The sequence below is a fragment of the Kribbella sp. NBC_01245 genome (assembly GCF_036226525.1).
Lineage (GTDB): Bacteria > Actinomycetota > Actinomycetes > Propionibacteriales > Kribbellaceae > Kribbella.
Map to the genome: position 1 here is coordinate 3972730 of NZ_CP108487.1, position 19351 is coordinate 3992080.

A 19351-nucleotide genomic window follows, 5' to 3' on the forward strand; every position below is an offset into this window, starting at 1 on the left:
CGTGAGAATCGCCTTTGGCGCGGACGACGAGAACGAGTGCACGCGGGCGGTCGTGGCCGCGATCGAGGAGAGCCACGAGTTGGTGCGGCCGACCGAGTCTACGAGTTGGCCTTCGATGTCGCGCGATGTCGCCGTCGCCGTGGTTGAGGGCGACTGCGATTACGGCGTGCTGATGTGCTGGACGGGCACGGGGACCGCGATCGCCGCGAACAAGGTCCGAGGCGCCCGCGCCGCCACCGCCGCCGACGCCTGGACCGCCAAAAACGCCCGCCTCTGGAACGACGCCAACATCCTCACCCTCTCCCTAAAACGCCTATCCCCCGACGTAGCCGTCGAATGCCTCCACGCCTTCCTCAACGAGCCCGCCCCCGACCCGGCCGAACTCCCCACCATCCACTCCCTAGACGACTAACCCCCACCAACACCGGCACACGCTCGCGGTCCGCACCCCTTCAGCACCGCGCCAACACCGGCAGACGCTCGCGGTCCGCATCCCCTAAGCACTGCGTCGATTGGTCTGCATTCGACCGCTTGAGCGGCGAGTCAGCTGCAAGCGGACGGTCTGCGGTCGAATGCTGACGAATCGTCGCTAGTGCCCCGCCCCGAATCACGCCTGCCCGGGGTGTTCTGGCGTCGTACGCCGAAAACCATCCGGGGAAGGCCATTCGTGGACCGGCATTAGCGACGATTCGTCAGGATTCGACCGCATGACCCGAGTTGACCAAGGTGGGCCGCCGCGGGAGCGGGTCGAATCCAGACCAATCGACGCAAGGCTTAGGGGATTGCCGGCCGCAGGCGTCTGCCGGTGTTGGCGTGGTGTGGGGTTTACGAGGCGTTCATTAGGTCTAGGGCGCTGTGTTGGCGGGCGGAGTCGGCCTTGTCCCAGGGGCCGGCCCAGCGTAGGCCGTACTGGGCGAGGGCGTTGCGGTTGTTGGTGAGCGCGCTGTCGCGTTGCCTTGAGAGGTACGTCGTGTAGGGGTGGTCCGATAGGGCGGCGTTGAGTTTGCCGAGGCCGCGGACGTGGGCGCCTTTGAAGGACATTCCGTCCGGCTCGCAGCTGCTCGGCTCACAAGGCTCGCGGAGAATTCCGTTGCTGTGCAGGCCTGCTGCCGTCGTGGACGCGTCCGCGATCCCCCGCGCCGCGGTTAGCAGGGACGCATCGCCGGTAGCGCGGTTGAGCTCGGTCAGCGCGCCGATCAGGACACCCTGGTTGTACGTCCAGACCGTGTCGCCGTTGTTCTTGCAGGTGGAGAGGCTGATGCCGTCGTTGACCAGTTTCGACGAGTTGACCATGCCCGTGCCCTGGAACCACGTCCACGCATTGCGCGAGCGGTTCAAGTACGTCGTATCGCCGGAGATGCGGTTGTGCAGCGCGGCCGTGAGGTGGATGTAGAGCGAGTTCGTGATGGCGTTCTTGTAATTGCGCGACGTGTGCCACCAAACGCCGCCGCCGCAGGTGTTGTCCCAGTACGCCGCCATGTGGTCGGCGTCGACCCGGGCCGTCTGCAGGTAACGGCTGTCGCCAGTGAGGTCGTACGCCGCTATCCAGGCAAGGCCCCACCAACCGGTGTCGTCGAGGTAGTCGTTGCGGAACTGGCCGAGCTGCGCGTTGAGGTTCAGGTCGTACGTCCGGCCGACGGCGTACCGGTAACTGCCCATGCCGGTGACGCGGGCGTTGTCGATGATGGCGGTCAGTGCGTTCGCGGAGTTCCACCAGCCGGAGGTGGCGAACAGGCCCGTCGAGTAGTTGTAGAACATCATCTGCGCGGTAGCAGCGGCGGTACGTCGATCCCCCGCGTTCCAAGTCGTCCGGGCCCACGGCGTACAGGTGATGTCGGGGCGGTCGGACGCCTTGCCGCAGGCCCTGAGTGCGCCGACGCCGTGGTTGTTCCAGTCGTCGACGTTGTACATGTTCGTACGCCAACCGGTCTGGCCGGCCGGGACGGTCGTCGCGCCGAGGCGGCTACCCGAAGCCCAAGTGCGGCCGCCGTCGAACGAGCGGTCGAGCCAGACCTCGTCGCCGGGACTGCCGTTGCCGACCGAACCCCAGCCCATCGCGTCCGCGTCGTCGAAGTGCAGCACGAACGTCCGGCCGAACAGCGTCGACGAGACCGGCGCCCGATCGCCCGGCGACAACGCGGGATCCCGGGAGTCGCAGTACTTGTTGCAGATCGTCGCCTGGATCGCGTGCGTCTTCGGGCTCGGATCCGGCACCGGCGTCGGAGCGCCGAGCGGAATCAACGCGGTGGACAGTAAAACGGCAGCCATCATCATGCTGGGACTCCCCGGGGCGGGCCGTCGCGGTATCACCAACGACAGCAGGGATGCGAGCGCTTTCAAGACGGTACGACCCCACCCCAAACCCGTCAACGCCTCACCCCAAATTCCTGGAAACGTTTCTATCAGGCTCGAATGGTCCACCCCTCCCACGCATGGTCGCGTCCGTGTCCCCGGCCCGGTCGGTCATGGGACGTACATGGTGCATCCCCATTTCCCAACCCGCTGGTCGGATTTGTGGACAACCCACAAATTGCTCGTCTGCCGTACGTCGGACCGGATTTCGGTGTACGTCGTACAGCGGGGTCAGTGGGGAGGGGTGGTGGAGTTGCGGATGACTAGTTCGGTGGCCAGTTCTACGTGGAGGGCTTCGACTTCGTGGTGGTCGAGGAGGCGGATTAGGAGGCTTACGGCCATGCGGCCCATCTCCTGCAAGGGTTGACGGACGGTCGTGAGCATGGGGAAAGTCGCGCGGCTTAGGTCGATGTCGTCGAAGCCCGCGACCGAGAGGTCGTCCGGTACGCGCAGGCCTCGCTCGGCCGCAGCCTGGAGGGCGCCGACCGCGGCCTTGTCGTTGAAGGCGACCAAGGCGGTCGGACGCGGCGAGAGGTCGAGCAGTTCACCGGCGGCTTGGCAGCCGTTCTCCATGGTGGGCTCGACGTAGCGGACGAGCTTCGGATCAGGCAGTACGCCGGCATCGGCCAGCGCCGCGTTGTGTCCGCCCAGCCGGGCCTCGCTCGCCAGCCATTCGCGCGGCCCGCCGATCACGCCGACGCGGGTATGGCCGAGCTCGACCAGGTGAGCCGTCAAGCGACGCGCCCCGGCCGCGTGTGCCGCGGAGACGCCGGCGATATCGCGGGGCAATGGCGTCCGCGGATCCACTACCACAAAGGGAAATCCCTGCGCCCGAAGGTGAACCAACTCCTCCCCCGATTCCGGTGGCAAGATCAGAATCGCGCCCGCCGTGCCATCCCGCGACGGCAGCTGAGGCAGTACGTCGACGTGTTGCGCGGCCTCGCCCGCGTTCAGCACCAGCGGACGACCATGGCGATCCAGCGTCTCCGCGATCGACGAGACGATCACCCCGAAGTAGTCCGTCAGCACATACGGACAACGGACATACACCGCTCCCTCGATCGGTCCCCGCCGACCGCTAGCGCCCAGACGTACTGCTGCCTGCTCGACGAGTTCCCGCGTCTGCGGCGTCACGCTCGCATGCCGATTGAGCGCCCGGGAGACGGTGGCGATCGACAACCCGGCCTCCGCGGCGATATCCCGGACGGTCACCCGCCCGCTCGGACGGCTAGGCATTTGTTACATCGATCTGTTTCATTCCTGCACTCTAGCGCCGACCATCAATACCGGCCAGACCTCAAGAAACAACCTATTGACAGGGCTATTGCAAACTTGTTTCCTTGAGCCGCTACGGGGATCGCTTGTTTCATTTGTTTCATTGCAGTGCGTGAGGAGAACGATGAAAAACCAGCTGACCGTCGCGATGACGGTTCTGGCGCTGAGCGCCCTGACCGGATCGACCGCCTTGGCCGTCACCCCCGCCACGGAAAATCCCGCCCTGGACGAGGCACCGAAGGCGCGAGTCTGGGTGACCACCGTCGACCGGTCCGAACTGCTGACCGAGCGGGCCCCGATCGCCTTCAAGCGTGGCGCGAGTCCGGAGACCACGATCACGGTCGATCCGAGCCAGACCTTCCAGACGATGGACGGTTTCGGCGCATCCATCACCGACTCCTCGGCCGACGTTCTCTACCGGCTCAGCCCGGCGGACCGCGAGAAGACCGTGCGCTCGCTGTTCGATCCCCAGCAGGGTATCGGCGTCAGCTTCCTGCGCCAGCCGGTCGGTTCGTCCGACTTCACCGCTGCGACCGAGCATTACACGTACGACGACGTGCCCGCCGGTCAGACGGATTTCGGCCTGCGGCACTTCAGCATCGCCCGCGACCAGGCACAAGTTCTGCCCTTGCTCCGCAGGGCGAAACAGCTCAACCCGGCGTTGAAGGTGATGGGCAGCCCGTGGAGTCCGCCCGCCTGGATGAAGACCGGCGATTCCCTCGTCGGCGGACGCCTCAAGGATGATCCCGCCATCTACAACGCGTATGCGCGCTACCTGGTGAAGTTCGTCCAGGCCTACACCGCGGCCGGCGTACCGATCGACTTCCTCACCATCCAGAACGAGCCGCAGAACCGCACGCCCGGCGGCTACCCCGGCACGGACATGCCCGTCCGGCAAGCCGTGAAGGTGATCGAATCCCTCGGCCCGATGCTGCGCGCGGCCAGTCCCCGCACGAAGATCCTCGGGTACGACCACAACTGGTCCACGCATCCCGGCGACATCGCGAACACCCCGCCCGGCGAGGACCCGGAGACCGACTACCCGTACCAACTGCTCGAAAGCCCGGCCGCGAAGTGGCTCGCGGGTACGGCGTACCACTGCTATTACGGCAATCCGGCGGACCAGAGCAAACTGCAGAAGGCCTTTCCCAAGAAGGGCATCTGGTTCACCGAGTGCTCCGGCTCGCACGGGCCGAACGACACCCCGGCGCAGATCTTCCGCGGCACGCTGACCTGGCATGCGCGCAACCTGGTCATGGGTACCACTCGCAACTGGGCGAAATCCGTCATCAACTGGAACATCGCGCTCGACAGCACCGGCGGCCCGCACAACGGCGGCTGCGGTACCTGCACGGGTCTCGTCACGTTGCAGCCCGACGGTTCGGTCACGACTGACGCGGAGTACTACACGATCGGCCACCTGGCGAAGTTCGTCCGGCCGGGCGCGGTGCGGATCGGCAGCACGTCGTACGGCACGACCGGGTGGAACGGCCAGATCCAGGACGTCGCCTTCCGCAATCCCGACGGCTCGACCGCTCTCGTCGTCCACAACCAGAACGACGCACCGCGCACGTTCGCCGTGGCGGTAGGCGATCGCACCTTCGAGTACACGCTGCCCGGTGGTGCGTTGGCGACGTACACCTGGCCCAAGTCGCCGTCCGTCGACCACAAGGCTGTGCCGTTGACCGAGGCAACCGTGACGACCTCGCCGGCGGGGGTCGGAGCTGAGTTCGCGGTTGACGCGGACGGCTCGACGCGTTGGACCAGTGAGGTGGCGCAGGCGCCGGGGCAGTACGTGCAGGTCGACCTCAAGCGCCGGCGCGAGTTCAGCCGGGTCGCGATCGACGCAGGCGGTTTTGCCGGCGACTACGTCCGCGGCTGGCAACTCGCCACCAGCAATGACGGCGCCACGTGGCGCACGATCGCCAGCGGTGAAGGCAAAGGCCAGCTCACCACCGTCGACGTACGACGGACCAGCGCCCGCCACCTCCGCATCACCTCGACCGGCACCGCCGGCAACTACTGGAGCATCGCCGATCTACGTCTTTACCGATGACGCCCTTTACCGCTGAGTGACCGACGAGTAATGCCATGATGTGCGGCATGGATCTCAACATGTCCGCGTCCTACGACGCGACCCCTGAGGAAGTGTTCGCCATCATCACCGACGCGACCTTCCGGGAGCAGGCCTGCGAGAAGACCAAGGCGTTGTCGTACGACGTGTCGGTGACCGAGTCCGGCGGCGACACGGTGGTTCGGGTGCAGCGGGAGATGGCGTCGGACGACGTACCGGATATCGCGCGCAAGTTCGTCGGGCAGACCCTGACCGTGGTGCAGACGGAGACCTGGCACCCGGCCGGGGCCGACGGCGCTCGCACCGCCGAGGTGAAGGGTGAGATCACCGGGACGCCGGTCACGCTCAAGGGCAACGCGCGGATCGTGCCGCAGGGCGCGCAGACCGTGCAGGCGATCGACCTGGACGTGAAGGTGTCCGTACCGCTGATCGGAAAGAAGATCGAGCCGTTCGTGGTCGAGGCGATCCGCAAGGGCCTCGAGACCGAGCACCAGTTGGGCGCCTCCTGGCACAACGGCCACCTCTGAGACGCACTCTGAGTGTCGCTCCGCAACAGACCGGGCCTCCGGTGGCACGCTGAAATCAGTGGTGCCACCGGAGGAGGCAATCCCCATGCGGAGCAAACACCGGACTCCCACCGCCCTGAGCAATGACGGCGGCGACGCGCAGTACTGCGTCCTGTGCGAGGCCTACATGCTGTTCGAACGCGTCGCGGCCGAAGACCTGCCCACCGATGACGCGATCACCGAGTGGATCTGCGTCCAGTGCGGGTCAGCCGTCTTCCTCGATCCCCCCGCCCAACCCCTCGACGAAACCGGCTGAGTCGCAATCCTGGTCGGGTCGATCCGTTCAGGGGGCTGGAATCGACCAGCCGAACTCGGATTCGTTGTACGAGTCACGAAATGCGCAGTCAGCCCAGCGAAGGTCTCCGGCACCCAGTGTCAGAGGTGTCAGGGTGTAGGTCGCCTCTCGGCTTTGGCCCTTCCGTAACGGCTGGTCGAGCTCCCGGCCACGCCAAGCCATCTTGGCCTCGACTTGCGGTGCGAAGCACAGTTGATTGGCAATCGAGCGCACCTCGCCCCTGATTACCGTCACCCGGACGGTGGCCAGCAGGCCGATGGTGTTGTCCCCGAACACATACTCCTCGGCGACCGGCCCCCACCGCGCCGACAATAGAGTGACGCGGACACTGCCGGTGGTTTGCTTGGGCATCCCGATGGGGGCGGTGAAGGTGGTTCCGATCGGGGCGCCGGTAGCGCCTGTGCCGCTGGGCTCGGGGGATACCTTCGCCGATGGATCTCGCGCGCTAGTAGCGGAGGTGCTAACAGTTGGGCTGGCCGTCGGTGTGCTTTCAGCTCGCGGAGCGGCGTCACGCTCGCCGCAACCGGCCACGGCGGCGAGGAATAGCAGCGCGGATACGGCGGCAAGGCTGGTGTGGGCAGGCAAGGTGGTCCCCCTCGGCTCGTGTGTAGATCCGCGGTCCACGCATCGAAACGAACAACTGGGTTGCCATCCCCCACTCCGTCGAGCTCCGCGGCCGGACCACGCGCGCTGACTCACCCTGTCCATCCCCCAACCCCGGTGAGCACGCGAACTCTCAGCCTCTATACGACAGGTCGTCGGCACCGAGGCTGGTCCGTGCATCCTGACAGCGCCGTCCGCGGTCGGTCAATTGCTCAAGCGGTTCCAGATCCGGCGGTCTTTATGGCTGTAGCGCCGCGGTAGGTAACCTCGACCAGTGCCGCTTCAAAGGTTCGAAGCGGCACTGGTCTCCCAGACCTCCCACGCGGGCAGCCGCGGGTCAGACGATTGGGCCGACGCCGCAGATGACAGTGCGGGCTCCCGCCGGGTCGAGGGCGTTCGCGACGAGTTGGGCGACGCTCGGGTCGAAGGCCAGGCCGACGTGGCCTACCGGGTCGAACGGGCAGGTGTCCTGGACGAAGGAGTTGTGCACGCCGGGTTCGCGGATGAACGACGTCTCGTGCGGGGTGACGAGGGCGTCCGCGCGGCTGGCGATGACGGTGTAACTCACACCAGGCTGGGCGATCGGGCCGGTCGTGAGGGCCTCTACCGCCGAGCCGCCGACGATGAGCTCGCTACAGGCGGGACAACCGAAGTTCTTCAGGATGTAGTCGACCTGCGCGCGCAGACCGAGGTAGTCGCCGACGCTGACCAGCCCGCCGAACGTCGTACCGTGCGTGGGCGGTGCCATCGCGACGACCTTGCCGACCTTGTTCTTCCAGCCGCGGACCTTGGGCCCGTAGATCGCCTGGAACGCCCCTTCGCTGTGACCGACCACGTCCACCTTGGCCGCACCAGTGGCCTGCCGGACCCGGTCGACGAGTGCTTCGATCTGGGCGGAGGACTGGGTGATCGAGATGGTGCCGCCGACCGGGATCGACGCGACGGCCTGGCCGTACGTCTCGGCGAAAGCGCAATAGCCGCGGGCCGCGAGGTACGGCCCGAGGTAGGAGTAGTTGCCCGGACCGTTGCCTCCGAGGCCGTGCAACAGGACCAGCGGGTTGGGATGCCGGCTGGACGGCTTGCAGGTCCAGTCGTTGAATCCCGAGGTCGGCGCGGCGGCGGCCACACCGGTCAAGCCGGAGCTGAGGAGGGTCAGCGCCAGAACGGCGAGCACGGTACGACGGAGTGCGGATCGCATGGGCTACTCCCGAGGGGTGAAGGGTGACTCTCAGTGCAGCACGATAGCGAGTTATGAACAAGAGCTCGTGTTCAAAACACGAACCCTGGTTCCGAGCACCTGATTGCGGGTAGTTTCAAGGGCATGGCGGAGAAGACGGGACGGCGCATCCGGGGTCTCGACGCGGAACAGCGACGGGCCGAGCGCCGGGAACTACTGCTCGACGCCGCCCTCGACCTGTTCGCCACCAACGGCTACCTCAACACGTCGATCGAGCAGATCTGCTCGACGGCGTACGTCGGGACGAAGAGCTTCTACGAGGTCTTCGACTCCCGCGAGGCCTGCTACATCGCCCTCTTGCAACGTACGACGGAGCGCCTGGTCGCGGGCATCGTCGAGACCGCCAAGGGTTTGCCCGATGACGAGGACGAGGCGGTGCCGCAATTGGTGGCCGCCTTCGCACATTCGTTGCTGGACGATCCACGGGTCGCGGCGGTGACGTTCGGCCAGGCCGGGGCGATTTCGCCGGCGGTCGAGCGGCAGCGTCGTACCAACCGGCGCTGGGCCGCTGGATTCATCGAGTCCATCTGGCATCGCTATGAAGAGAAGACGGACGACGCCGATCGGCACGGGGTGGCGATCGGCGTCGTCGGAGGTCTTTTCGACCTGGTCTCGGACTGGCTGCTCGACGCCGATCCGGGTGATCCGGCCGACGTCGAGCGGCTCATCGACGACCTGACCCGCTTCTATCGGGTCGTCCGCCGGGGTATCAGCCCTGGTGGGGGTAGCGGTAGTCGGTAGGCGCGTTGAAGGTCTCCTTCATCGACCGCGGGCTAGCCCAGCGGATCAGGTTCCACATGGAGCCGGCCTTGTCGTTGGTGCCGCTGGCGCGACCGCCACCGAAGGGCTGCTGGCCGACGACCGCGCCGGTCGGCTTGTCGTTCACGTAGAAGTTGCCGGCCGCGAAGCGCAGGAAGTCGCTCGCCTCGGCGACGGCATGCCGGTCCTGGGCGATGATCGCGCCGGTCAGGCCGAACGGTGCCGCGCTCTCCATCTGCTCGAGCACCTTGCGGTAGTCGGCGTCGTCGTACACGTGCACGGCGAGGATGGGCCCGAAGTACTCGGTGGTGAAGATCTCGTCGGTCGGGTCCTCGCAGGCCAGGACGGTCGGCCGGACGAAGTAGCCCTCGGAGTCGTCATAGGTGCCGCCGGCCACGACCTCGATCGCGTCCGACTGCTGGGCCCGGTCGATGGCCGCCTTGTGCTTGGCGAAGGCCTTGGCGTCGATGACCGCGCCGATGAAGTTCGACAGGTCGGTGACGTCGCCCTGGGTCAGGTCGTCGGTCTCGGCCGCGAGGTCGTCGCGGATCTGGTCCCAGACGCTGCGCGCGATGTACGCGCGGCTGGCGGCGGAGCACTTCTGGCCCTGGTACTCGAAGGCGCCGCGGACCATCGCGGTCTTCACCACGGCCGGGTCGGCGGACGGGTGGGCCACGATGAAGTCCTTGCCGCCGGTCTCGCCGACGAGGCGCGGGTACGTCTTGTAGCCGGCGATGTTCTCACCGACGGTCTTCCACAGGTGCTGGAACGTCGGAGTCGAACCGGTGAAGTGGATACCGGCGAGGTCCGGGTGGGTCAGCGCGGCGTTGCTGACGTCGATGCCGTCACCGGTGACCAGGTTGATCACGCCCGCGGGCAGACCGGCCGCCTCGAACAGGCGCATCGTCCAGTGCGCGGCGAACTGCTGAGTCACCGACGGCTTCCAAACCACGACATTGCCCATCAGCGCGGGCGCGGCGGGCAGGTTGCCGGCGATGGCGGTGAAGTTGAACGGGGTGATCGCGTAAACGAACCCCTCCAGCGGGCGGTAGTCGACCCGGTTCCACACACCCGGCGACGACACCGGCTGGTCGTTGATGATGTTGCGGGCGAACGCCACGTTAAAGCGCAAGAAGTCGATCAGCTCGCATGCCGCGTCGATCTCGGCCTGCTGCACGGTCTTCGACTGGCCCAGCATGGTGGCCGCGTTGAGGGTGTCGCGCCACGGGCCGGCCAGCAGGTCGGCCGCCTTGAGGAACACGGCCGCGCGGTCGTCGAACGAGAGCGAGCGCCAGGCCGGAGCCGCCGCGAGCGCCGCGTCCACGGCCGCCTTGCCGTCGGCCTCGGTCGCGTTGCCGAGGGTGCCGAGCACGTGCTTGTGCTTGTGCGGCTGGACCACGTCGATCCGCTCGCCGCCACCGAGGCGCTGCTCGCCACCGATGGTGCAGGTCAGCTCGATCGGACCCGCGGCGTTGAACTCCTTGAGCTTCGCTTCCAGGCTGGCCCGCTCAGGCGAACCCGGGGCGTAGGTCCGGACCGGCTCATTGACCGGGGTGGGTACGGCGGTGACGGCATCCATGGTGCGGTGCTCCTCGATTCAGGCCTCGGTGGACGCGGGCCCGATCGGGGCCCGACGCGACTGGTTCGCGCCTCGCGACGCTCACAAACAGCATGCTGCCACGCCTGACCACCCCAAGACGAAACAGATCACTTTCGCTCTTGGTCCGGTAACTCAGCGTTACCGCTTTGTGGCTGGGAGCGCGAGTGCCACCGCGAACGACTCGTCCTGGAACATCAGGCCGCGTTCGGCGAACCCTGCGAAGGCCTCCTCCACGACCTCGACCGGGAGACCCAGCTTTCGCCGTACGGCCTCCGCGGTGGTCGGGCGTTCGCTGCAGGCGAGGTAGACCTCCGCCAGGGTGTTCACTCGAAGCACTACGAGCACGCGGGCTTCCAGGGCGCCGCACTCGGCTGGGACTACCCGGAGCGCGCTGGCCTCGGCAGCCTGGACGACGAGATCAGCTCGATGCAGTGGTCCTGACCGGATCTGTGGACAGCCTGATCGCCTCCTCGGAGGGGATCAGGCTGTTCCACGTTCTGGCAGGTGCTACGCCGACTTCTTCTTGGCGGCGGCGGTCTTTTTGGCCGGGGCCTTCTTGGCGGCGGCTTTCTTGGCCGGGGCCTTCTTTGCTGCCGACTTCTTGGCGGGTTCGGCCTTGGCGGACTCGGCCGTCTTGCCGGCGCGGCGGGCCTTGGCGGCTTCGACGGAGGCGCGCAGGGCGGCGACCAGGTCGACCACCTCAGCGCCCTCGGTCTCCTCCTCGGCGGATTCGGGCAGCGGAACGCCGGCCGCCTTCGCCTCGACGACCTGCTCCAGCGCGTGCCGGTACTCGTCGTGGTACTGGTCGGGGTCGAACTCGCCGCGCAGGGTGTCGATGTACGACTCGGCCATCGCCTGTTCCTGCTTGCGGATCTCGATGTCCTCGTCCGGGGCCGCGAACGACGCGTCGCGAACCTCGTCCGGCCAGAGCATCGTCTGCATCACCAGCACGTTCTCGTGCGTACGGAGCAGGCCGAGGCTCTCCCGCGAGCGCAGCGCCACCTTGACCAGGGCGTATAGCTCCGAGCCCTCCAGCGCGTCCCGGAGCAACACGTACGGCTTGGCGCCGGGGCCGCCGTCCGCGGCCAGGTAGTACGACTTACCGAGGTAGAGCGGGTCGACCTGGTCGGCCGGCACGAACTCCAGCACGTCGATGACCTTCTTGCTGCTCAACGGCAGGTCGGCGAAGTCGTCCGGCTCGAGCACGATCATCCGGCCGTCGGGCATCTCGTAGCCCTTGCCGATATCGGAGTACGGGATCTCCTTGCCGCACTCCTGGCAGGTCCGCTTGTAGCGAATCCGCCCGCCGTCTTCGGTGTGCACCTGGCGGAAGGAGATGTCCTTCTCCTCGGTCGCGGAGAACACCTTGATCGGGATCGTCACCATCCCGAACGAGATGGCACCCTTCCAGATCGCCTGCATCGCCCATCAGCTCCTTCCGCTGCCGGCCTCAGCCGCCCGCCCTTGCCGTTCGCCTTCTAGCCGCTGCCGACCTCTTTGAGCAGGTCGGGTACCTCTTGTGTCGCATACCACAGCAGTTCTTCACCTTCGCATGCGTCGAGGGCGAACACAGCGTCCTCGTCGCCTTTTTGCGCCGCATCCCACGAATCAGCCGCTTGCGTGACGACCTCGATCGCCTGCGTAGCGTCCACATGGGCCGCCTGCACCGCCGACCACGGCAGCCCCGCGGTCAGGTCGAGCCGCGCGTCCCCGAGCTCGCGGTCTCCCCCGGCCGCCAGCACGGATTTGACCTCGCACGCGAGCACCACGCGGCGCCGTACGGCGGTGTCGTCCGCGGCGATCAGGCCGACCGACGCGCGAGCGGCCTGCGCCATCGCGGCGTACTCCAGCTCCTCCTCGTCGCCCGCGGCATACCACTCGCGGAGCGCGGGGGTCACGGCATACGCCGTCAGCGGCGCGGGTAATTCGCCCGCGCTGTGTGCGGCGGTCAGCCCGCCGAGCGTGAGTGGGACGTACAGCCTCATGCGCCTGCCTTCTTGGTTCTCGGCTTGCTCTTCCGGCCACGGGCGGCGCGGTTCCGGCTGCCCTTGGTGGTATCGACCAGCTCGTCCAGCGCGTCGGTCAGGCACTGCGCGAACACGGCGAGATCGGGCATCGCGGTGCGATCCGCGTTCAGCCCGAACGACACCTTGCCGTCGTACGACGTGACGCCGACCGCGAGCCCTTGCCCCTGCAACAACGGGACCACCGGGTACGACGCGAGCATGCGCGCGCCTGCCGCGAACAGGGGGAACTGCGGCCCCGGCACGTTCGTGATCACCACGTCGTCGGCCGGCCGGATCGTGGTCGCCGCCACTCGGGCCGCGAGCGCGTGCAACGTGGTCGGCGCGAACCCGGCGATCCCGACCAGCGAGCGCGCACTGACCGCCCGGCCGGTGTCCTTGTGCGCCTTGGTCTGGTACGAGATCTGGTGCAGCCGCATGACCGGCGAGTTCTCCCCGACCGGCAGGTTGACCGTGGAGGCGATCACCCGTGAACCCAGCGAGGTCGGCTCGCCGTCCTCCTCGTCGTCCCGGATGCTGACCGGTACGACGGCCCGCACGCCGCGGGTCGGGCTGACGCTCTCGCCGCGGGTCATCATCCAGGCCCGCAACGCCCCTGCGACGGCCGCGAGCACCACGTCGTTCACCGTGCCGCCGTGCATGGCCCGAACGGTCCGGTAATCCTCGAGGGAGGTCTCGACCGTGGTGAACCGGCGTTGGCCGGACGTCTTCACATGCAGGGAACTCTCCTGCACGTGGCGCTGCGCGACGACCGAGCCGACGACGTCACCAAGGACCTCGCGCACCGAGGTCTGCCCGGTCAGGCTGGCCATCTCGGCACGCGCGAGCTCCAGCACGGCGGTCGGATGACGCATCGCATCGGAGAAGACGCCGGCCAGCAGCTCCAGCGCGGATGGCGGGTGCTCCGGCTGCCAGGAATCGACCGGCGTCTCGCGCGGGTGGGCCGTCGAGTCGAGCACGACCTGGCCGATATCGACCGTGCCGCTGCCGTCGACCAGGGCCTGGTGGGACTTGGCGATGATCGCGAACCGGTCGCCCTGCAGGCCTTCGACCAGGTACATCTCCCAGAGCGGGCGGGCGCGGTCGAGGCGGCGCGACATGATCCGCGCGACCAACTCCAGCAGCTGGGCATGCGTCCCGGGGCGTGGCAGGGCGGAGCGCCGTACATGGAAGGTGATGTCGAAGTCCTCGTCATCGACCCACACCGGGCCCGCGAACCGGCCGGGCACCTGCTGGACCCGCTGGCGATACCGCGGCACGAACGCGATCCGGTCCCGGATCAGCGCCACCAGGCTCTCGTAGTCGAACCCCTCTTCGGTGTGCTCGGGCGGTTCGAAGATGTCGACCGTGCCAACGTGCATAGGGGTGGCCGCGCTCTCCGCGGCCAGGAAGGTGAGATCCAGCGACGTCAGCCGATCCGGCATCCGGCACCTTCCTCTCTGGGCGTCTCGTTCCTTAAGTCTTCTGGCTTGAAGTCTTCTGGTCACCCTAGCTGTGGGGTCGGACAGTTTGTGGCGACACTGTGCACCGGCTTGAGAGGTGACTGTGACATTGTCGATGGCGAATGCCGGGAACACCGCCTGCCGCGCGTTCGTAGTCCTTCTGTAAAGCGCTTGCGCTTCGCAACTAATTGACGAGTCAGTTGAAAGGCACCGGTCTCATGCGTTCGACGTTCACCCGCGGCACCGCGCTCGCGCTCCTCCCCACCCTCGGCATGCTCGTGCTGGCCGGTTGTGGCAACGAGGGCGACACCGGAGCCGGCGGAACGCCCAGCACGACCCCGTCGAGCACGCCTTCCAGCACGCCTTCCGCCACTCCCTCGACGTCGACCCCGCCGAAGGCTTTGACGCCGTCCAACACGGCCGACCCGTCCGGTGAAGAGGCCGACGTGACGATCGACGTCGTGATCGCCAACGGCAAGGTCTCGCCCAGCGGTGTCAGCGTGAAGGCCAAGGCCGGCCAGACCGTGCGCATCACCGGGACCAGCGATGTCGAGGAGCAGTTGCACGTCCATGGCTACGAGAAGGAGCTCGATCTCGCTCCCGGCAAGCCGAAGGCCGTGACCTTCAAGGCCGACACCAAGGGCGCCTTCGAGATCGAGACGCACGAGTCGGCGAAACTCGTCGCCAAGCTCGTCGTGTCCTGACAGGGCAGAATTCGCCCGTGACCCCTCAACTGCTGCCCCTGCACGGCATCGGCGGCCGCCAGGACCTGCCCATTTCGCTCGACCTGGCCGTCGGTGGCGCGGCCGTCGCGATCGCGCTGTCGTTCGTGATCCTCGGCTTCGCCTGGCGTACGTCGAAGTACCGCGGCGACCAATCCGGCAGGCCGCTGCCGGCCTGGCTCGCGCGAGTGCTCGACGCGGGCTGGTTCCGCTGGGCGCTCCGCGTGTTCGGCCTCGCCACTTTCCTGTACGCAGGGGTCGCGCTCGTCTTCGGTATCGACCGGCTGATCAACCCGATCTTCGGCTTCGTCTACATCCTGGTGTGGGTCGGCCTGGTCCCGATCTCGCTGGTGTTCGGGCCGGTCTGGCGCGTGCTCAACCCGCTGCGCACGCTGCATCTCCTGCTGAGCAAGGCGATGCGCCAGCCGCCGTCGAAGGGACTCTTCGAGCTGCCGGCGTGGGTCGGTCTTTGGCCCGCCGCCGCCGGGATCTTCGCGTTCACCTGGCTCGAGCTGGTCGCGCCGGAGCGTGCGACCCTGCCGGTGCTGCAGGCCTGGCTCGCGCTGTACGTCGTGATCGTGCTGTTCGGGTCGGTCCTCTTCGGCGACAAGTGGTTCGCCCAGGCCGACCCGTTCGAGGCCTACGCGACGTTGATGGCGCGCCTGTCTCCGCTGGGGCGCCGCGCGGACGGCGTACTCGTCGTACGTCGTCCCTTGGAGAACCTGGACGGCATGAAGCCGCAGGCCGGGTTGGTCGGTCTCGTCGCCGCGTTGCTCGGCTCAACGGCGTACGACGGCTTCTCCCGGGCGACGTTCTGGATCGCCTGGGCGCAGAACTCGGGTTACTCGATGCCCCTGCTCGGCACCCTTGCCCTGCTCGGATTCATCCTCTTCGTGCTCGTCACGTACTCCGGGGCGACTCTTCTCGCGGGCAAGTTGTCGGAGAGCTCGCGGGCGCATCTGCCCGGATTGTTCGCGCATTCGGTGGTGCCGATCGTGCTGGGCTACGTGATCGCGCATTACCTGACGCTGTTCATCCTCGAGGGCCAGCGCACGCTGAAATACCTGAGCGACCCGTTGAGCAATGGCGCCAACATTTTCGGTACGGGGCTGCTCGGCCTCAACGCCGGAATCGTCGACCACACCACGGCGATTGCGGTCATCAAGGTAGCCGCGGTAGTCGGGGGCCACCTCCTGGGCGTCATCTCCGCCCACGATCGCGCCGTGGCCCTCTTCCCCCGCAACAAAGCCCTCGTCGGCCAAATCCCCCTGCTGGTGGTAATGGTCGGCTACACCACTGGCGGCCTCCTCCTTCTCTTTGCCGAGTAGCGGCCCTTAGGGCTGGAGTGCGGGGGTTTTGGTGTGGCGGAGGGAGTGGATCGCCACGGCCGCTGTGGTGAGGAGGATCAAGAGGTAGAGGTTGCCCGTGATGAGGTGGAGGGGCTGGGGCAGCTCAAGGGAGATGACGCCGGTGAAGGGGGTTCGGGCGGCGTTGCGAGGCGGGAAGCTGACCAGCCAGGCGAAGGTCAGGACGTAGAAGGCGGCGAGGTACGACCAGCCTCGGGCGCCTCCGTTGACCGCGTACCTCAACAGCAGAAGGCTTAGCGGGACGAACCAGACCCAGTGGTGATCCCAAGAGAACGGCGCCACGGCCGTAGCGGTCATACCCACCAGGCAGAGCGCAAGCAATTCCTCCCCGCGACGTGACGTCCACGCGGCGAGCAGTACGCCCGCTATGCCGACCGCTCCCGCGACGAGGAACCACGCGAGGCCCGAAGGCGTGTCCGTGTTGGTCAGCCGGGCGATGAGGCCGTTGATCGACTGGTTACTACTGGCCGATGCCGGGCCGACGCGGTTTGAGTTGAAGAAGGTGTGCAGCCAGAACTGCTTCGCGTCGCCGGGTAATACCGCCCACCCGATCAGTACGGTCGCCGCGAAGGCCGCGACGGCGACGCCGGCCGCGCGGAAGCGGCGGGTGACCAGCAGGTAGACCACGAAGATCGCCGGCGTCAGTTTGATCGCTGCCGCCAGGCCGACCCCGACGCCCTTCCAGCGGGACGAATCCGGCTTCAGCAGGTCGACGAGCACCAGGACCATCAGCAGCAGGTTGACCTGCCCGAGGAACATCGTGGTCCGGACCGGTTGTAACCAGAACAGCGCGCCGGTGAGGAACAACGTGCCCGCGATCAACACCCGACGATCCTGGGCCAGCCGCAGATGCCGCAGCGTGAAGTAGACGGCGAGCCCCAGCAGGACGATGTTCCCGACGCCGGCGAAGATCCGCGCACCCCCCAACGGCATGAACGCGAGCGGGGTGAAGAGCAGAGCCGCGATCGGCGGGTACGTGAACGGGAATCCCGCGACCAGGCCACCGGCGTACAGCTCGTGCCCGTTGAGAACGGCCCGGGCGCCGGCGCGGTAGACCTCGGTGTCGATGAGTACGCGGTGCGCGGGCCAGATCGCGATGGTGATGCCGTGCAATACCAGACCGGCGATCAGACCGACCGGGCCGAATTTCACCAGCCACGCGGGCAGCCGTCCTGTTTCAGGCATGCGGCGGAGCCTACCCGGTACGTTCGGCCGGACGCGTCTTAACCACCAGCACGGTCAGTACGGCGAGTCCGGCGATACCGCCGAGCAGGTACGAGTTGCCCGGGATGGCCTGCCAGAACGTCCAGTCGAGCTCACGGTCATTCGTGTTCGGCACCCACCAGATCGGCCGCGCGACGAACAGCCCGAACCACAACACACCGATGACTGCGGCCCACGGCATACCCCAGCGCGCGTACGCCCTACGGACCAGAGTGACGCCGAGCGGGATGATCCAGACCCAGTGATGACTCCACGACACCGGCGACGCGTAGATCGCTGCCATCGCGCAGACCGATACCGAACCCAGCCGGTCGCCGGTGAGCCAGAGGCGACGTGACAACCAGAGCAGGAGTAGCCCGGTCGTTGCCGCTAGCAAGAACCAGAGCGGACGCCAGTGGTTGTAGTCGCCACCGAAGCGCAGTAGGAATCCGTTGATCGACTGGTTCGACGTGTACGCGATGCCGCCGAGGCGCTCAGGGTTACTGACCGACTCGGTCCAGTACTCCCAGGACTCCTTCGGCGCGGCAGCGAAGCCCACGGCGACAGTGGCGAGCACACCGAGCACTGCGTTGCGGAGGGCCTTCCACTGACGTGTCACCACCAGTAGTGCAAGGAAGACCAGCGGCGTCAGCTTGATCCCGATCGCGACGCCCACCCAGAAGCCACGCATCCGGCTGCCGTCGGCCCGGCACAGATCGGCCAGGATCATTGCCATCAGCAACAAGTTGATCTGGCCGAGGCTGAAGGTGAGCCAGACCGGCTCCAGCACGAACGCGATCAACGTGAGAGCGAGCAGATAGGGCGGTTTCACCTGCGGCAGGCACAGCCGCCAGACCAGCAGGAGGCTCAGCAGCGAGATGGTCGACCAGGTAACCGTCGCCACCTGCAGGGGCAAGGCCGCCAGCGGCACCATCATCACGGCGGCGAACGGCGGGTACGTGAAGACCAGGAGTGTCCCCGGCAGTTGGCGCGTGTAGAGCGGGAAGTCGTGTAGTAGCGCCTCGCCGCCCATCCGGTACACCAGTAGGTCGATGGCGAACGCGAACAGCCCTGCCGCGTTGGCGACCGCCATCAGCGCCGCTGCGCCCAGCACGACCAGTACGACGGAGAGGCGCCGGGTCGTCGGCTTAGCCTTCGTCGGGGAGGGCAAGGTGGCCGTCACGTCAGATCGGTCCCGAGCAGGGCCTCCAGCTCGCGCCGCGTCTCGTCGTACGACGTGTGCAGAATCGCGGTCATCCCGAGCTTGCGGGCGCCATCGACGTTGGGCTGCATGTCGTCGACGAACACGCACTCGGCCAGTTCGAGACCGAGGCGCTCGGCGGTGAGCTGGTAGATCTCCGGCTCGGGTTTGCGCAGGCCGACCTCGCCGGAGATGACGATGGTGTCGAACATGCCGTCCCAGCTGTCGCGCGGGTAGGTGTTGCCCCAGGAGTTCGAGAGCAGGGCCGTTCGCAGCCCCTTCGCCCGGGCCCGCCGTACCAGCGCGGACATCTGCGGCGCGTGCTCGAAGTGGGCGAACATCCGCTCGATCAGCCCCTCGGCCTCAACCGGCCGGCCGTCCCTGCGGAGCAGTACGGCGGCGAGCTTCCGCTCGAAATCCGGTACGGCGATGAGGCCTCGCTCGAGCGCGTGGATCGGGTTCAGCTCGGCCTCGACCGGGGTGGCGGCGATCCAGTCGGTGATGGCCGTGTAGTACGCGTCGTAGTCGAGGTCGTCCTTGTCGGCCCATAAGCGAAGCGCGTCGGTAAGACCCGAGGTGAGCACACCACCCCAGTCGACCAGGAGACCACGAAGCTCAGACATGGCGGAAA

At 67.1% G+C, this 19351-nt stretch carries 19 protein-coding genes; 7 read left to right on the forward strand and 12 right to left on the reverse strand.

What is annotated here, in order from left to right; all coding sequences use genetic code 11:
- Position 1: 1 nt before the first annotated feature.
- Positions 2–412, forward strand: coding sequence for an RpiB/LacA/LacB family sugar-phosphate isomerase (locus OG394_RS17570; protein WP_328996457.1), 411 nt, complete (start codon positions 2–4; stop codon positions 410–412).
- 413 nt (positions 413–825) lie between these two features.
- Here OG394_RS17570 and OG394_RS17575 read toward each other — a convergent pair whose 3' ends face one another.
- Positions 826–2268: a glycoside hydrolase family 76 protein gene (locus OG394_RS17575; protein ID WP_328996458.1), complete on the reverse strand. Its 1443-nt coding sequence runs from the start codon at positions 2266–2268 to the stop codon at positions 826–828.
- 315 nt (positions 2269–2583) lie between these two features.
- Entirely contained in the window at positions 2584–3588 is a 1005-nt protein-coding gene (locus tag OG394_RS17580; RefSeq protein ID WP_328996459.1) for a LacI family DNA-binding transcriptional regulator, read from the reverse strand.
- Between the two features lie 163 nt (positions 3589–3751).
- Here OG394_RS17580 and OG394_RS17585 point away from each other — a divergent pair, with 163 nt between their 5' ends.
- The 3 genes from OG394_RS17585 (at position 3752) to OG394_RS17595 (ending at position 6523) form a co-directional block, all read left to right on the forward strand.
- Positions 3752–5683, forward strand: coding sequence for a glycoside hydrolase family 30 beta sandwich domain-containing protein (locus tag OG394_RS17585; RefSeq protein WP_328996460.1), 1932 nt, complete (start codon positions 3752–3754; stop codon positions 5681–5683).
- A gap of 47 nt (positions 5684–5730) precedes the next feature.
- Positions 5731–6228 (forward strand): DUF2505 domain-containing protein, encoded by a 498-nt coding sequence (locus OG394_RS17590; protein ID WP_328996461.1) that lies wholly within the window; start codon positions 5731–5733, stop codon positions 6226–6228.
- Between the two features lie 85 nt (positions 6229–6313).
- The gene (locus OG394_RS17595; RefSeq protein WP_328996462.1) at positions 6314–6523 is read left to right on the forward strand and encodes a hypothetical protein; all 210 of its coding nucleotides are present in this window, start codon (positions 6314–6316) and stop codon (positions 6521–6523) included.
- A 27-nt stretch (positions 6524–6550) separates the two neighbouring features.
- Here OG394_RS17595 and OG394_RS17600 read toward each other — a convergent pair whose 3' ends face one another.
- A complete protein-coding gene (locus OG394_RS17600) occupies positions 6551–6913 on the reverse strand; it encodes a hypothetical protein (protein ID WP_328996463.1) in 363 nt (120 codons plus the stop codon).
- A 589-nt stretch (positions 6914–7502) separates the two neighbouring features.
- A complete protein-coding gene (locus OG394_RS17605) occupies positions 7503–8363 on the reverse strand; it encodes an alpha/beta fold hydrolase (RefSeq protein WP_328996464.1) in 861 nt (286 codons plus the stop codon).
- Between the two features lie 123 nt (positions 8364–8486).
- Here OG394_RS17605 and OG394_RS17610 point away from each other — a divergent pair, with 123 nt between their 5' ends.
- Complete coding sequence (locus OG394_RS17610; protein WP_328996465.1) at positions 8487–9143, forward strand: TetR/AcrR family transcriptional regulator; 657 nt, start codon at positions 8487–8489, stop codon at positions 9141–9143.
- Here OG394_RS17610 and pruA read toward each other — a convergent pair.
- The 5 genes from pruA to OG394_RS17635 all read right to left on the reverse strand — a co-directional run bounded on the left by pruA (position 9112) and on the right by OG394_RS17635 (position 14209).
- Complete coding sequence (pruA, locus tag OG394_RS17615) at positions 9112–10740, reverse strand: L-glutamate gamma-semialdehyde dehydrogenase (protein WP_328996466.1); 1629 nt, start codon at positions 10738–10740, stop codon at positions 9112–9114. The two genes, OG394_RS17610 and pruA, sit on opposite strands and share 32 nt — an antisense overlap.
- Before the next feature lie 159 nt (positions 10741–10899).
- Positions 10900–11106, reverse strand: a complete 207-nt coding sequence (locus OG394_RS17620) for a hypothetical protein (RefSeq protein WP_328996467.1) — start codon at positions 11104–11106, stop codon at positions 10900–10902.
- Between the two features lie 162 nt (positions 11107–11268).
- Positions 11269–12183 carry a non-homologous end joining protein Ku gene (gene ku / locus OG394_RS17625; RefSeq protein ID WP_328996468.1) on the reverse strand — a complete coding sequence of 305 codons (915 nt, stop codon included), beginning with the start codon at positions 12181–12183 and terminating at the stop codon, positions 11269–11271.
- A gap of 56 nt (positions 12184–12239) precedes the next feature.
- A complete protein-coding gene (locus OG394_RS17630; RefSeq protein ID WP_328996469.1) occupies positions 12240–12746 on the reverse strand; it encodes a DUF6912 family protein in 507 nt (168 codons plus the stop codon).
- A complete protein-coding gene (locus OG394_RS17635; protein ID WP_328996470.1) occupies positions 12743–14209 on the reverse strand; it encodes a WS/DGAT/MGAT family O-acyltransferase in 1467 nt (488 codons plus the stop codon). Before OG394_RS17635 ends, OG394_RS17630 begins: the two co-directional genes overlap by 4 nt.
- A 236-nt stretch (positions 14210–14445) precedes the next feature.
- Between OG394_RS17635 and OG394_RS17640 the strand changes: the two genes are divergently transcribed.
- Positions 14446–14931: a cupredoxin domain-containing protein gene (locus OG394_RS17640; RefSeq protein ID WP_328996471.1), complete on the forward strand. Its 486-nt coding sequence runs from the start codon at positions 14446–14448 to the stop codon at positions 14929–14931.
- Between the two features lie 17 nt (positions 14932–14948).
- Positions 14949–16277 (forward strand): hypothetical protein, encoded by a 1329-nt coding sequence (locus tag OG394_RS17645; protein ID WP_328996472.1) that lies wholly within the window; start codon positions 14949–14951, stop codon positions 16275–16277.
- A gap of 6 nt (positions 16278–16283) precedes the next feature.
- Here the strand turns inward: OG394_RS17645 and OG394_RS17650 are convergent, their stop codons facing one another.
- The 3 genes from OG394_RS17650 to OG394_RS17660 are packed head-to-tail and all read right to left on the reverse strand — an operon-like array spanning position 16284 to position 19343.
- A complete protein-coding gene (locus OG394_RS17650; RefSeq protein WP_328996473.1) occupies positions 16284–17501 on the reverse strand; it encodes a glycosyltransferase 87 family protein in 1218 nt (405 codons plus the stop codon).
- A 10-nt stretch (positions 17502–17511) separates the two neighbouring features.
- The gene (locus OG394_RS17655) at positions 17512–18702 is read right to left on the reverse strand and encodes a glycosyltransferase 87 family protein (RefSeq protein WP_328996474.1); all 1191 of its coding nucleotides are present in this window, start codon (positions 18700–18702) and stop codon (positions 17512–17514) included.
- Positions 18699–19343: an HAD family hydrolase gene (locus tag OG394_RS17660; protein ID WP_328996475.1), complete on the reverse strand. Its 645-nt coding sequence runs from the start codon at positions 19341–19343 to the stop codon at positions 18699–18701. The genes OG394_RS17655 and OG394_RS17660 overlap by 4 nt, the downstream gene beginning before the upstream one ends.
- Positions 19344–19351: the final 8 nt, after the last annotated feature.

Coding starts and splice junctions, on each gene's coding strand:
- OG394_RS17575 (WP_328996458.1), bottom strand. CDS start 2,268: ATGGCTGCCGTTTTACTGTCCACCGCGTTGATTCCGCTCGGCGCTCCG.
- OG394_RS17580 (WP_328996459.1), bottom strand. CDS start 3,588: ATGCCTAGCCGTCCGAGCGGGCGGGTGACCGTCCGGGATATCGCCGCG.
- OG394_RS17585 (WP_328996460.1), top strand. CDS start 3,752: ATGAAAAACCAGCTGACCGTCGCGATGACGGTTCTGGCGCTGAGCGCC.
- OG394_RS17590 (WP_328996461.1), top strand. CDS start 5,731: ATGGATCTCAACATGTCCGCGTCCTACGACGCGACCCCTGAGGAAGTG.
- OG394_RS17595 (WP_328996462.1), top strand. CDS start 6,314: ATGCGGAGCAAACACCGGACTCCCACCGCCCTGAGCAATGACGGCGGC.
- OG394_RS17600 (WP_328996463.1), bottom strand. CDS start 6,913: ATGCCCAAGCAAACCACCGGCAGTGTCCGCGTCACTCTATTGTCGGCG.
- OG394_RS17605 (WP_328996464.1), bottom strand. CDS start 8,363: ATGCGATCCGCACTCCGTCGTACCGTGCTCGCCGTTCTGGCGCTGACC.
- OG394_RS17610 (WP_328996465.1), top strand. CDS start 8,487: ATGGCGGAGAAGACGGGACGGCGCATCCGGGGTCTCGACGCGGAACAG.
- pruA (WP_328996466.1), bottom strand. CDS start 10,740: ATGGATGCCGTCACCGCCGTACCCACCCCGGTCAATGAGCCGGTCCGG.
- ku (WP_328996468.1), bottom strand. CDS start 12,183: ATGCAGGCGATCTGGAAGGGTGCCATCTCGTTCGGGATGGTGACGATC.
- OG394_RS17630 (WP_328996469.1), bottom strand. CDS start 12,746: ATGAGGCTGTACGTCCCACTCACGCTCGGCGGGCTGACCGCCGCACAC.
- OG394_RS17635 (WP_328996470.1), bottom strand. CDS start 14,209: ATGCCGGATCGGCTGACGTCGCTGGATCTCACCTTCCTGGCCGCGGAG.
- OG394_RS17640 (WP_328996471.1), top strand. CDS start 14,446: ATGCGTTCGACGTTCACCCGCGGCACCGCGCTCGCGCTCCTCCCCACC.
- OG394_RS17650 (WP_328996473.1), bottom strand. CDS start 17,501: ATGCCTGAAACAGGACGGCTGCCCGCGTGGCTGGTGAAATTCGGCCCG.
- OG394_RS17660 (WP_328996475.1), bottom strand. CDS start 19,343: ATGTCTGAGCTTCGTGGTCTCCTGGTCGACTGGGGTGGTGTGCTCACC.